Raw genomic sequence first — 13560 nt, 5'->3', positions numbered from 1 at the left:
CTCGCACGCCGCAGACCATCCTCAGGTGCAACAGGCTGTTCAGCGCTGACAAGCGGTTGCCGGGATTCATGGCATCGTATGCGCATGACGACACACCCCCACCGCCTGCGCGCCGCCTTCACCCGAACCCTGTGCAGCGCGCTCGTGCTGCTGAGCCAGGCGCTGCCGGCGCAGGCCGCGCCGGACGCCGCGGCGGCCAACTGCCCACCGGTGGCCCAGCCCCCCACAGCCGAGCAGATGCAAGCCGTGCAGCGCGACGCGCGCGACCATGGTTTTCTCTGGCGCATCAGCAAGGGCGGCCGCGCGTCCTACCTGTACGGCACGCTGCACGTCGGCAAGCTGGCCTGGTCGGTGCCCGGCCCGCGGGTGATGGAGGCCCTGACCAACAGCCAGACGCTGGCCCTGGAGCTCGACCTGCTGGACGAGAAGATCGTCGCGCAACTGTCGTCGTCGATGGCCGCCGGCAACGCCAAGCCGACCGCCATGCCGGCGGCCTGGCAGACGCGCATGCAGCGCCAGGTGGCCGCGGCCTGCCTGCCGGCGGAAACGCTGGCCAACCAGCACCCGGTGATGCAGGCCATCACGCTGACCGTGCTGGCCGCGCGCCGCGACGGGCTGGACCCGGCGTTTGCGCAGGAGTTCGTGCTCAGCGGTTTGGCCCATGCGGTGGACAAGCCGGTGGTCTCGCTGGAAACCCCGGCGCAACAGATGGCCGCGTTGCTGCCCTCCGACGCCGCCCGCGCCCGCACGATGGCCGAGCAGGCGCTGACCCAGCTGGAGCAAGGCCGCGCCCGCGCCACCTTGCTGCGCGTGGCGCAGGTCTGGGAGCGCGGCGACCTGGAGGATCTGACGCAGTACGAGCGCTGGTGCGAGTGCATCACCAGCGAGGACGACGCAGCCCAGCTGCGCAAGCTCAACGACGAGCGCAACGAGCCGCTGGCCGAGCGCATCGACGCCTTGCATGCCGGCGGCAAGACGGTGTTCGCCGCGGTCGGCTCGCTGCACATGACCGGGCCGCGCAGCCTGCCGCGGCTGATGGGCCAGCGCGGCTACAGCGTCGAGCGGGTGCGCTTCTAGCGCTGCCTTGCGCGCGGGGCTACCATCCCCGCACACCATTCCAACGAGGAGATGCACCATGGCCGACCCGACCGCCGCCTTCACCAAGCTCGTGCCCGGATTCGATTTCCTGCAGGGCCTGGTCAAGAACGCCGGCGCCGCGCTGCCCAGCGTCGGCCAATGGGTCGCCCCCACGCTGAACCCGGAAGAGCTGGAAAAGCGCATTGAAGAGTTGCGCACCGTGCAGTTCTGGCTGGAGCAGAACGCACGCATGCTGGGCGCGACGATCCAGGCGCTGGAGGTGCAGCGCATGACGCTGTCGACGCTGAAGACCATGAACCTGTCCTTCAGCGACCTGACCGAATCGCTGAAGATCCGCATGCCCGAGCCGGCCGAAGCACCCGCGCCGCAGGCCACGGCGTCCGAGCCCGCACCGGCACCCGCGCCGAAAGCCGCCGCGCCCGGCAAGGCAGGTGCTGCGGACAAGGCAGCCGAGGTGCCGACCGGCGTGGTCGACCCGATGCAGTGGTGGGGCGCGCTGACCAAGCAGTTCACCGAACTCGCCGCCAATGCGATGAAGGACACCGCCACCGATGCCGCGAAGAACCTCGCCGGCGCGATGGTCAAGCAGAGCTTCGACGCGGCCGGCGAGACCTTGAAGAAGGCCGCTTCGATGCCCGCCGCGGTGGCCAAGAGCGCGGCCTCGGCGGCGCAGAAGGCGGCCAGCGTGGCGCAGGCGGCTGCCAGTGGCGGCCTTGCGCCGTTGTCGCCCAACGGCGCGGCCGGCAAGTCCGGCGCCGCGCGCAAGGCGGCCGCCAAACGAACGCCGAGCCGCAAGTGAATGCCTTCATCGCCGCCCACGCCACGCATCCCGATGCGGGCATGGCGCTGGCCCTGGTGGCCGCGCAAGTCGACGGCCAGCGGGCCGCGCGCACGGGCGGCTTCACGCCGACGCTGGGCTTCGTCTACCTGACAGACCACTTCGCCGCACAGGCCGAGGCGCTGCTGCAGGACCTGCGCCGGCGCTGGCCCGGCGTCACCTGGGTTGGCTCGGTGGGGGTGGGCGTGATCGGCAGCGGTGCCGAATACATCGACATGCCGGCGCTGTCGCTGATGCTCACCGAGCTGCCGGCCTGGCAGTTCCAGGTCTTCAACGGCCGCCAGCCGATGGACAGTGCGCTCGCGCACAGCGCGCTGGTGCATGCCGATCCATCGACGCCGGACCTGGCCGAGTTGATCGCCGAGCTGAGCCAGCGCACGCAATCGGGTTATGCCTTCGGCGGCCTGTCCAGCGGCCGCGGCCGCGCGGTGCAGATCGCCGAGGGTGTGTTCGACGGCGGCTTGTCCGGCGTGGCCTTCGGGGCCGACGTGGCGATGCTGTCGCGCGTCACCCAGGGCTGCCAGCCGGTGGGTCCGGCGCGGCAGGTCACCGCCACCGACCGCAACGTGGTGCTGGCGCTCGACGGCCAGCCGGCGCTGCCGCTGCTGCTGACCGACCTGGGCCAGACGCTGGACCGCCCCGAGCCGGCGCTGCGTGCGATGCGCGACACCCTCGTCGGCCTGACCGCCGGTGGCACCGCGGTGCTGTCGCAGGGCGGCCAGTTCGGCATCGACACCCGCGTGCGCCACCTGATCGGCATCGACCCCGGGCGCGAGGCGCTGGCCATTGCCGACACCGTGCAGCCCGGCGACCAGCTGGCCTTCTGCCGCCGCGACAAGGAAGCCGCACGGCGCGACCTGGTGCGCATCTGCAGCGAGATCCGCGACGAGGTCGAGGCTGATGCGCCGGTGCCCGCGCTGCACGGCACCGCGGGCGAGCCGCCGGCCTCGCGCATCGCCGGTGCCATCTATGTCTCCTGCAACGGCCGCGGCGGGCCGCATTTCGGCGGTGCGTCGGCCGAGGCTTTGATCGTGCAGCATGCCTTGGGCGATGTGCCGCTGGTCGGCTTCTTCGCCGGCGGCGAGATCGCCCACCGCCATCTGTATGGCTACACCGGCGTGTTGACGGTCTTTGTGCGGACCTGACTTTTCTTCGGCTTGAACCCGAGGAAGTTTCGCCACGCCTGGCGCCGGGGGAGTCCGCACGCTGCACTAGACTCGGCGCGCAGCTTTCCCAGGCCTCCCGCGCATGAACGCCCCTCGTGACACCCCGGCCCCTGCCGCCGACCGCAGCACCCGCCAGGCGCAGGTGGTCGCGGCCTTGCGGCCCCTGCTGCCGGCGCATGCGCTGCTGTTCCACCGCGAGGACACCACGCCGTATGAATGCGACGGCCTGACGGCCTACCGCGAAACCCCGCTGGTCGTCGCACTGCCAGAGGATGAGGCGCAAGTCGCCGCCGTGCTGCGCGCCTGCCACGCGTTGAACGTGCCGGTGGTCGCACGCGGCGCCGGCACCGGGCTGTCGGGCGGCGCGATGCCGCATGCGCTGGGTGTAACGCTGTCGCTGGCCAAGTTCAACCGCATCGTCAAGCTCGATGCATTGGCCCGCACGGCCACCGTGCAATGTGGCGTGCGCAACCTGGCGATCAGCGAAGCCGCGGCGCCGCTGGGCCTGTACTACGCGCCCGACCCGTCGAGCCAGATCGCGTGCACCATCGGCGGCAACGTGGCCGAAAACTCCGGCGGCGTGCATTGCCTGAAGTACGGCCTGACCTTGCACAACGTGCTGCGCGTGCGCGGCTTCACGATAGCGGGCGAGCCGATCGAGTTCGGCAGCGAGGCGCTGGACGCGCCGGGGCTGGACCTGCTGTCCATCGTCGTCGGCAGCGAAGGCATGCTGGCGGTGACGACAGAAGTAACGGTCAAGCTGGTGCCCAAGCCGCAGCTCGCACGCTGCATCCTGGCCAGCTTCGACGACATCCGCCAAGCGGGCGACGCGGTGGCCGCGATCATCGCCGCCGGCATCATCCCGGCCGGGCTGGAGATGATGGACAAGCCGATGACCGCCGCGGTCGAAGACTTCGTGCAGGCCGGCTACGACCTGGACGCCGCGGCGATCCTGCTGTGTGAAAGCGACGGCACGCCCGACGAAGTGGCCGAGGAGATCGAGCGCATGCTGGCGGTGCTGTCCGGCTGCGGCGCCACCAAGCTCGCGGTGAGCGAGAACGAAGCGCAGCGGCTGAAGTTCTGGAGCGGCCGCAAGAACGCCTTCCCGGCCTCCGGCCGCATCAGCCCTGACTACATGTGCATGGACTCGACCATCCCGCGCAAGCGCCTGGCCGACATCCTGCTGGCCATCCAGCAGATGGAGCAGACCTACGGCTTGCGCTGCTGCAACGTCTTCCACGCCGGCGACGGCAACCTGCACCCGCTGATCCTGTTCGATGCCAACGACGCCGACCAGCTGCACCGCGCCGAACTCTTCGGCGCCGACATCCTGGAAACCAGCGTCGCGATGGGCGGCACCGTCACCGGCGAGCATGGCGTCGGTGTCGAGAAGCTCGGCTCGATGTGCGTGCAGTTCAGCCCCGAGGAACGCACGCAGATGCTGGCCGTGAAAGCCGCCTTCGACCCCAGCGGCTTGCTGAACCCCGGCAAGGTGATCCCGACGCTGAACCGCTGCGCGGAGTACGGCAAGATGCATGTAACAAAGGGGCTGCTGCCCTTCCCGCACCTGGAGCGGTTCTAGGATGAAACCCCCACGCTCACTGCGTTCGCTGCCCCCCGCGGGGGCGCTCAGTACCTTCGGAACGGCCGGGCGGTTCTGAGGTGAGCGACCCGAACTTGCAGACCCTGATCGAGCGCGTGCAGGCCGCGCGCGCAAGCCGGTCGCCGCTGGACATCCGCGGCGGCAACACCAAGGCCTTCTATGGCGAGACGCCGCGCGGCGAAGCGCTGGACATGAGGCCACTGACCGGCATCAGCAACTACGAACCGAGTGAGCTGGTGGTCACGGTGCGCGCCGGCACGCCGCTGGCCGAACTGGAAGCGGCGCTGGCCGAGAAGGGCCAGTGCCTGCCCTTTGAGCCGCCGCGCTTCGGCGATGTCGGCGCCAACGCCGGCGGAAACGGCGGCACCGTCGGCGGCATGGTCGCCGCCGGCCTGGCCGGGCCCGCGCGGGCCACGGTAGGCGGCGTGCGCGACTACGTGCTGGGCGCGACGCTGCTGAACGGCAAGGCCGAAGTCCTGAGCTTCGGCGGCCAGGTGATGAAGAACGTGGCCGGCTACGACGTCTCGCGGCTGCTGGTCGGCTCGATGGGCGTGCTCGGCGTGATCCTCGAGGTCTCGCTGAAGGTGCTGCCGGTGGCGCCGGCCAGCACCACGCTGCGCTTCGAGATGGACGAAGCCCAGGCCCTGCGCCAGCTCAACCAGTGGGGCGGCCAGCCGCTGCCGCTGTCGGCCAGCGCCTGGTGGAACGGCATGCTGGTGCTGCGCCTGGCCGGCGCCTCGGCGGCCGTGCAGGCGGCGCTGCGCAAGCTCGGCGGCGAAACCGTCGAACCGGCGCTGGCCGGCAGCTTCTGGCGCGGCCTGCGCGACCACCACGATGAGTTCTTCGATGCCGCGGCCCAGGCGGTGGCAGCCGGCGCCACGCTGTGGCGGCTGTCGGTGCCGCAGACGGCGCCGCCGCTGAACACGCCCGGCGAGCGCCTGGTCGAATGGGGCGGCGCGCAGCGCTGGGCCGTCACCACCGCACCGGCCGCGCTGATGCGCGAGGCGGCCGCCCGCGTCGGTGGCCATGCGCTGGTGTTCCGCGGCGACAAGGCCGGCGGTGTGTTCGCGCCGCTGCCCGGCGCGCAGGCGCGGGTGCACCAGCAGATGAAGCTGGCCTTCGACCCGGACCGCGTGTTCAACCCCGGCCGGCTCTACCGCGACCTGTGATGCCGGAACCGGTCAACCCGAGAGCGCCGATGCACGACACCCGCCTCCAGCAGATCCACCACTGCCGCATCGTCGACGAGCGCCTGGCCACCTCGGGCCAGCCGAGCGAAGACCAGCTGGCCGCGATCGCGCGGGCCGGTTACCAGGTGATCATCAACCTGGCCTTGCACGACGACCCGCGCTATTCGTTGCCCGACGAAGCCGGCAGCGTCGCCGCGCTGGGCCTGCCCTATGTGCACATCCCGGTGCAGTTCAAGGCGCCGACCCGCGACGACCTGCTGCGCTTCTGCGACGCCATGGACGCTTACATCGCGCGCAAGACCTGGGTGCACTGCGCGGCGAACTACCGCGTCACCGCTTTCGTCGGCCTGTACCGCGTGCTGCGCCAGGGCTGGGCCAAGGACGACGCCTTTGCGCTGATGCACGAGGTCTGGCAGCCCGATGCCACCTGGCAGGCCTTCATCGACGAGCAGTTGCTGGGTGCCTACTACGCACGCCGCGCAGCGACCTACGAGCGCATGTATCAGAAGCCGGAACGCCAGGCCGAGCTGCGGCTCATGGAAGCGGCGATGCCGACGCTGTTCGAAAGCCGGCGCGTGCTGGAGATCGCCTGCGGCACCGGCTGGTGGACGCCCTTCGGCGCCGCGCGCGCGCAGCGCTGGCTGGCCACCGACCTGAACCCCGAGACCATGGACGTGGCCCGCACCAAGCCGATGCCGACCTGCGTCGAATTCCGCAGCGTCGATGCCTACACGCTGGCCGAACTGGGCGACGAGACCTTCGACGCCGCCTTCGCCGGCTTCTGGTGGTCGCACGTGCCGCTGGCGCGCCTGGCCGGCTGGCTGGCCACGCTGCATGCGCGGCTGGTGCCCGGCGCGCGGGTGGTGATGCTGGACAACCGCTTCGTCGCCGGCAGCAGCACGCCGATTTCCCGCACCGACGACGAGGGCAACAGCTACCAGCAGCGCCCGCTCGACGACGGCAGCACGCACGAGGTGCTGAAGAACTTCCCGAGCGCCGAGCAGGCGCGCACGATGCTGCGGCCCTACACCGACGATCTGCAATGGATCGAGCACCCGCATTACTGGGTGCTCAGCTATCGCTTCGGCGGTGCTCAGCCAGCGCCTGGCCGGCTGACGGCCCACACCCCACCCTGATGCAAACCGCCCTCGCCCCGCAATTCAAAGGCACGCCTGACGGCGAAGCCGCCGAAGCCATCCTGCGCAAGTGCGTGCACTGCGGCTTCTGCACCGCCACCTGCCCGACCTACCAGCTGCTGGGCGACGAGCTCGACGGCCCGCGCGGCCGCATCTACCTGATGAAGCAGGTGCTCGAGGGCGCCGCGCCGACGCGCGCGACGCAAGCCCACCTGGACCGCTGCCTGAGCTGCCGCAACTGCGAAACCACCTGCCCGTCCGGCGTGCAGTACGGCCAGCTGCTGGACATCGGCCGGCGCATCGTCGACGACCAGGTTGAGCGCCCGCTGGCCGAGCGCAGCGTGCGCTGGCTGCTGAAGGAAGGCCTGCCCTCGCCCTTGTTCGCGCCCGCGATGGCCCTGGGGCGCCTGATGCGGCCGCTGCTGCCCGCGGCGCTGAAGGACAAGGTGCCCGGCGCCGCACCGGCGCGCGCGCAGCACTGGCCGACCACCGAACACTCGCGCAAGGTGTTGATGCTGATGGGCTGCGTGCAGCCGGCGATGCTGCCGAACATCAATGCCGCCACCGCGCGCGTGCTCGACGCCGCCGGCATCCAGACGCTGGTGGCCGAAGAGGCCGGCTGCTGCGGCGCGATCCGCACGCACCTGAACGACCACGACGGCGGCCTGGCCGACATGCGCCGCAACATCGACGCCTGGTGGCCGCAGGTGGCGCAGGGCCGCGTCGAGGCCATCGTGATGAACGCCTCGGGCTGCGGCGTCATGGTCAAGGACTATGGCCACGCGCTGGCCGCCGACAGCGCGTATGCCGACAAGGCCCGGCGCATCAGCGCATTGACGAAGGACCTGTCCGAGCTGCTGCCGGACCTGGTGCCCAAGCTCAGGCCGAAACTGCGGAGCACCCGACTGGCCCAGCTGGCCTTTCATCCGCCCTGCACGCTGCAGCACGGCCAGCAATTGCGCGGCGGCGTCGAAGCCGGCCTGCGCGAGCTGGGCTTCGACGTCTCGCTGGCCGCCAGCGAAAGCCACCTGTGCTGCGGCTCGGCCGGCACCTACTCGGTGTTGCAGCCCGAGTTATCGCACCAATTGCGCGATAGGAAACTCGGCCACCTGGCCCCCCTGCAAGCCGAAGCCATCGTCTCGGCCAACATCGGCTGCATCCAGCACCTGCAATCCGGCACCGGCACGCGGGTGGCGCACTGGGTCGAGTTGCTGGACGAAGCGCTGAGCGGCTGAAGTCCTCAGCCTCCTTCGCCCGCCTGGGCATCGGCCAGGCCATCGAACACTTCGGCCATCGGCACGTGGCATTCGATGCAGGCCAGGTACAAGCCGTCCGTGCCGGTCTGGTCATGCAGCTCGAACAGCGCCCGCTCGTTGCGCCGGTAGACCTCGACCCGTCGCGTGTCCGGATCGACCAGCACGTATTCCTGCAGGCTCGCCAACTCCCGGTAGGCAGCGAACTTCAAGCCGCGGTCAAAGGACTGCGTGCTGTCGGACAGCACCTCGATCACCAGTTTGGGATGGTGAAAGATCATGTCGGTCTTCAGATCCCGTTCGTCGCAGGTGACGAAGACATCGGGGTAGAAGACCACATTGTCAGCCACCTGGACCTTCATGCCTTCGACAAAGGCGCGGCAAGGCCCGCCCTTCAGGTGCAGCTTCAAGGCGGCAAACAGGTTGCCCTCCACCAATCCATGCACACGCCGCGCGCCCACCATCGCGAAGATCTCGCCGCGGTAGTACTCATGCCGGTCCTGCTGGTCGTTCTCCCAGGCCAGGTACTCGGTGATGCTCGGTAAGCGGGCAGGTACAGCCATCGCGGCACTCCAACGGCAGTTCGTTCACCAATCAGTGTAGGCCCTGCGCTGCGCCGACCCGGGCGGCGCACGCAAGCGCCGTTGCTGGCTCAAGCAGGCCTGGACCCCCCGCGAAACGGGGGATCTGTGTGCATTTGTTCGCTTGGCCTGTCGCTCGCCCGGCGGCCCTGGCGTCTGTTCCATCACGAGCAGTCCAACCAGGTAGCCCACCATGTCGCAGCTTCACACCCCCGCCTCCTCCGCCCAGCCGGTCCGCCATGCCGCCTACGTCGCGCCGCGTGCCAGCGACCGGATCTTCGGCACGCTGGTCGCCGAACATGGCGAGCGGCTGTACCGCTTCATCCTGCGCCGCATCGGCGACGCCACCGAGGCCGAAGAGCTGGCGCAGCAAGCCTTCGTCGAGGCAGCGCTGGGCTACGACGACTTCCGCGGCGAAGCGCAGCTGTCCACCTGGGTCTACGGCATTGCGCTGAACCTGGTGCGCAACCACCTGTCGCGCGCGCCGAGCCGGCGCTACCAGTTCGAGGACGAGGACGCGCTCAGCGAACTGCCCGGCCACGGGCCGGACCCCGAGCGCCAGCTCACGCTGAACCAGCAGATGGACTTGCTGCAGCGCGAGTTGGCCGAGCTGATGCCCGAGATGCGCGAGGTGCTGATGCTGGTGTCGCTGGACGAGATGTCCTACGAAGACGCCGCCGCGCGGCTGGCGGTACCGGTGGGCACCGTGCGCAGCCGGGTCTCGCGCGCCCGCTCACGGCTGCGCGAGCGCTTCACCGCCGCCGGCGCCAGCTGGACCCACTGATGGCGCCATTGCAGCGTGCGCCAAGCCAGCCGCTCAGGCGGTGAAGTAGCGCAGCTTGTAGTAGGTGCCGAGAAAGTCCTGGTAGTGCGAGTCGCGAAAGTAGCTGCGGAACCAGTCCGAGAAATTCGCAAACGAGTTGAAGGTGAACTCGCCGTAGTTGGGATCGAAGTACTTGACGACCGGATTGCCGCCGGCATGGATCCGGACGGCCATGATGTGGCCCTTGTAGCCCAGCCATCGGTTCTGCTCGGCCACGGTGATCAACGCGATCAGCGGGTTGCCGACAGTCCTGGCCGTTACCCGCCGGCGCAGGTCGCCCAGCAGATGGTCGAGATTGAACTTGGCGGTGCCTCGCTGCGTCGCGCCACCCATGTCGAAGGTCTGGTGCTGGCGCACGCGCTGGGTCTCCATCCACGCCCGGGTGGCTTCTCCCTGGGCCTCGCCGCCGCCGGCGGTGCCGAAAGTCTGGGCGAGCAAGGCCAGCTTCGCCAGATCGAGCTGGCTGCGGTGGCCCGTTCCGCCGCCGGCCAGCCAGTTCACCAGCGTGGTGTTGTTGCCGACCTCGAGCGCCACCCACTTGGCGGCCAGGATCTCGCAGATGCCATTCTTCGTTGTTTCCGCCGTGGCGATCAGGCTGCGCACCGGGTCCTTGCATTGTGAGAAATGCCAGGTGCATTGGCCGTGGTAGGTGGTCGCCGAGGCGCGGATGGGGCTGATGCTCATCACGACCCGGTTGACCAGAAAATCGACAAAGTTGTCCATCGCGTTCGTTCTCTTGGGTTGGCGATCGGGAACCGCCACTCACGACGGGCGACATCCGAAGCCTGGCGGCTTCCGGCGGGCTGACGATGCATTCTGCAGCAGCATGCCTGCCGTGGGCCTGGCGGCGATCCGAACGCCGCACTAGAACATCAGCCCGCCCAGGCTGGGTGGCAGCGCCCCCGGCGCGCGCCCGTAGGCCCGCTCCACCACCAGCCAGGCCGCGCGCACCGCTTCGGTCTCGATGCCCTTGGCAACCACCCGCTGCTGCAAGTAGGCGCGCACGGCGTCCAGCGCATGCCCGGGCGGCAGCTGCGGCGGCCGCAACCGGTCGGCGGCGACCAGCGCATCGGCGGCGGCCGGATCTCGTTGCGCCACCAGCGTGCAAGCCAGGTCCAGCTGGGCCGCCCAGACCGGCATCACCTGCCTGTCGGTCCAGCCCGCCAGTTGTTCGGTGCGGCGAACCAGGCGCTCCTTGCTGGCCGCCAGGTTGCCCTGCAGGCGCAGCAACTGCCCTTCCAGCTGCTCGACACGGCCACGCAACGGCGGGTTCTGTTCCAGGCGCATGCCGCTGTCGCCGCGCAAGCGCTCCAGCGCCGCGCTGGCCAGCCAGCGGTCGCCCTGGATCAGCGCCACGCGCACCAGCGCGATCCAGGCCTCGCTGCGGCGCACGCCGGCCAGCACCGGTTCCCGGTCGATGGCCTCCAGCAGCTCACGCGCCCGCGCCAGCAGCGCGGCCGGCGCGCCGTCATGGGCCTGGGCCTGGGCCAGCAGCCGCGCCGCTGCCACCGGCAGGCGCACGAAGCCGGCGTTGACGCCGGCCGCATCCAGCCGCTGCTCGACCTCCCGGTACTGCGCCAGCGCGCGTTCGGCCTGTCCGATGTCGGCAAAGTAGCGGCCGAGTTCAGTGCTGACCATCAGGCTCATGTCGTTGCCGCGCCCGAGCAAGGCGTCCATGTCGGCCAGCAGCGCGCGGGCCTGGGCTTCGAACCCGTCGTAGCGGCCCAGGCGCAGGCGCGCGTTCAGCAGGTTGCGGCGCAGCACCAGCACGAAACGCGCGTAGGGCTTGGGCACCGTGCTCCAGCTGGCTTCGGTCTGCGCCAGCATCCCCTCGGCATCGCCGAGCCGGCCCTGGGCCAGGCGCAGCACGGAGACATAGTTGACGAAGAACACCGATCGAAAGTCGCTGGGCGGGTAGTGCGCCTGCACGATGCGCCAGGCCTCGTCCAGGCTGCGCTGCGCATCGTCGAAGCGGCCCAGCTGGGCATAGGACACCGACAGCATGTACAGCGCGCTCGCGTGGTCGTTCCAGCCGGCCGCCTCGTTGGCCCTCAGGCGCGGCAGCAGGGGCTCCAGCAGATCGACCACGCGGTGGGGCACGCTGGTCGCGGCGAAGGCGCGGGCCAGATCGAAGCGGGCCTGCACCGTGTTGTCGTCGTCGGGGCCGTGGCTGCGCGTGGCCAGCGCCAGGCGTTGTTCGGCCAGCGGGATCGCGATGTCGAAGCGGTTCAGCGCGTGGTAGGTGCTGCCCAGCACCTGCTGCAGGCGCAGCAGCGTGTGGGGCTCGTCGGCAAACTTGGTGGCCAGTTCCTGGCGGCTGGTTTCCAGCAGCGACAGCACGGTGGGCATCTGGCCGCCATGCCGGTCGGGGCTGGCCGAGGTCAGCAACTCGCTGAGGTAGTGCGTGACCTGGTCCGACTGCCGCGCCGCCGCCTCGGCGCGCCGCCATTGCCAGGTGCTGACCGCCAGGCCGCCCAGCAGCGCCAGCGTGACACCGCCCACCGTCGACGCCAGCAGCACATTGCGGCGCAGCCAGAGCTGCACGCGGTGTCGCCAGTCGTCGCGGCGCACGCTCACCGGACGGTGGCTGAGCCAGCGTTCGAGGTCCAGGATCAGCGCGCGCACGCTGCCGTAGCGCTCTTCGGGCTTCTTGCGCAGCGCCTTGGCGACCACCGCCTCGAGGTCGCCGCGCACCTTGGCGAAGTCGGTCGGCGGCTCGATCGGCACTGCGGTGGATCCCCCGGCAACGGCGCCGGCCGGCGTGTCGGCGGCCGGGCGCGTGCCGCCGCGGGTTGGCGAGCGCGCTTGCGGGCGAATTTGTGGGCGGGTTTGTGGGCGGGTCGGCGGGCGGGTTTGCGTCAGCCGCCGCGCCTCCTTGTGCACCACCGCATGCTCGAGCGCCGTGCGCTCGGTGTCGCGCGGCGCAAACGGCAGCTCGCCGGACAGCAGTTCGAACAGCATCACGCTGAGCGAAAACACGTCGGCGGCGATGCCGATCGGCTCGCCCTTGAGCTGCTCCGGCGCGGCATAGGCCGGCGTCATCATGCGGCCGAGCTGGCGCGTGAGCTGCTGGTCGCCGGCCTGGCCCTCGGCGTCCAGCACGCCGGCGATGCCGAAGTCCAGCAGCTTGGGCTCGCCGGCCGGCGTCACCAGCACGTTGCTGGGCTTCAGGTCGCGGTGCACGATGAGCTGGGCATGCGCATGCTCCACGCCCTCGGCGATACGGATCATCAGCCGCACGCGGTCGGCCACCGTCGGGCAATGCGCGTGCACATGCTCGGCCAGCGTGCGGCCGTCGACATGCTCCAGCACCAGGAAGGCGCGGCCGTTGTCGATGCCGGCATCCAGCAGCCGGGCGATGGCCGGGTGGTTCAGCCGTGCCAGCAGCGCACGCTCGCGCGCAAAGCGAGCGGCCAGGCTGGTGGCCCGCACATCGCCGCGCAACAGCTTGATCGCCGCCTGCGCTTCATACAGCCCGTCGGCCCGCCGCGCCAGCCAGACTTGGCCCATGCCGCCTTCGCCGATCTTGTGCAGCAGCTGCCACGAGCCGCAGCGCTGCAGCGACATCGTCACCGTGTCGCGGGCCGTCACCGGCGCAGCAGAGGCCGTTGACCCGTCCAGGGCCTGGCCCAGCAGCTGTCCGAACTGCTCGACCAGCGGCAAGGCCAGCGATGCGGTGCGCTGGCCCTCAGCGTCGTCCTCCTCATCGGCCTGCGCCAGCATCGGTTCCAACTGCGCCGCCAACTCGGCATCCTTCGCGCGCCAGGCGGCCAGCCAGGCCGCACGTTCGGCCGGGGCCAGTGCCAGCGCTTCGTCGAGCAGGGCCGAGAGTTGCTGCCAGCGAATGCGGTCCATCGGAATCAGCAGGCCCA

The 13560-nt window shown here is 70.3% G+C and carries 11 protein-coding genes; 8 read left to right on the top strand and 3 right to left on the bottom strand.

Annotation, left to right across the window (positions count from 1 at the left end; translation table 11 throughout):
- The first annotated feature begins 84 nt into the window (after positions 1–84).
- From VLK61_RS02145 to glcF, 7 genes are all read left to right on the top strand, one after another.
- Positions 85–1077: a TraB/GumN family protein gene (locus VLK61_RS02145; RefSeq protein WP_325417806.1), complete on the top strand. Its 993-nt coding sequence runs from the start codon at positions 85–87 to the stop codon at positions 1075–1077.
- Positions 1078–1135: 58 nt separating this feature from the next.
- Complete coding sequence (locus VLK61_RS02140; protein WP_325417804.1) at positions 1136–1897, top strand: PhaM family polyhydroxyalkanoate granule multifunctional regulatory protein; 762 nt, start codon at positions 1136–1138, stop codon at positions 1895–1897.
- Positions 1894–3081: an FIST signal transduction protein gene (locus VLK61_RS02135; protein ID WP_325417802.1), complete on the top strand. Its 1188-nt coding sequence runs from the start codon at positions 1894–1896 to the stop codon at positions 3079–3081. The genes VLK61_RS02140 and VLK61_RS02135 overlap by 4 nt, the downstream gene beginning before the upstream one ends.
- A 103-nt stretch (positions 3082–3184) precedes the next feature.
- A complete protein-coding gene (locus tag VLK61_RS02130) occupies positions 3185–4684 on the top strand; it encodes an FAD-linked oxidase C-terminal domain-containing protein (protein WP_325417800.1) in 1500 nt (499 codons plus the stop codon).
- Between the two features lie 80 nt (positions 4685–4764).
- On the top strand, positions 4765–5874 hold the full coding sequence (glcE, locus tag VLK61_RS02125; RefSeq protein WP_325417798.1) for a glycolate oxidase subunit GlcE: 1110 nt from the start codon (positions 4765–4767) through the stop codon (positions 5872–5874).
- Between the two features lie 29 nt (positions 5875–5903).
- Positions 5904–7031: a methyltransferase domain-containing protein gene (locus VLK61_RS02120; protein ID WP_325417797.1), complete on the top strand. Its 1128-nt coding sequence runs from the start codon at positions 5904–5906 to the stop codon at positions 7029–7031.
- Positions 7031–8266 carry a glycolate oxidase subunit GlcF gene (glcF, locus tag VLK61_RS02115; RefSeq protein ID WP_325417795.1) on the top strand — a complete coding sequence of 412 codons (1236 nt, stop codon included), beginning with the start codon at positions 7031–7033 and terminating at the stop codon, positions 8264–8266. The genes VLK61_RS02120 and glcF overlap by 1 nt, the downstream gene beginning before the upstream one ends.
- A 5-nt stretch (positions 8267–8271) precedes the next feature.
- Here the strand turns inward: glcF and VLK61_RS02110 are convergent, their stop codons facing one another.
- Positions 8272–8847: a Uma2 family endonuclease gene (locus tag VLK61_RS02110; RefSeq protein WP_325417793.1), complete on the bottom strand. Its 576-nt coding sequence runs from the start codon at positions 8845–8847 to the stop codon at positions 8272–8274.
- Between the two features lie 211 nt (positions 8848–9058).
- On the opposite strand from VLK61_RS02110, the gene VLK61_RS02105 reads away from it, so the two are divergent.
- Positions 9059–9649, top strand: a complete 591-nt coding sequence (locus VLK61_RS02105) for an RNA polymerase sigma factor (RefSeq protein ID WP_325417791.1) — start codon at positions 9059–9061, stop codon at positions 9647–9649.
- Between the two features lie 33 nt (positions 9650–9682).
- Here VLK61_RS02105 and VLK61_RS02100 read toward each other — a convergent pair whose 3' ends face one another.
- The gene (locus VLK61_RS02100) at positions 9683–10411 is read right to left on the bottom strand and encodes a YopT-type cysteine protease domain-containing protein (protein ID WP_325417789.1); all 729 of its coding nucleotides are present in this window, start codon (positions 10409–10411) and stop codon (positions 9683–9685) included.
- 141 nt (positions 10412–10552) lie between these two features.
- Positions 10553–13543, bottom strand: coding sequence for a serine/threonine-protein kinase (locus tag VLK61_RS02095; RefSeq protein WP_325417786.1), 2991 nt, complete (start codon positions 13541–13543; stop codon positions 10553–10555).
- Positions 13544–13560: the final 17 nt, after the last annotated feature.

The organism is Aquabacterium sp. (genome assembly GCF_035476535.1).
Lineage (GTDB): Bacteria > Pseudomonadota > Gammaproteobacteria > Burkholderiales > Burkholderiaceae_C > Pseudaquabacterium.
The sequence above is the reverse complement of the archived record's forward strand: the minus strand, read 5'-3'. Positions and strand labels throughout refer to the sequence as shown.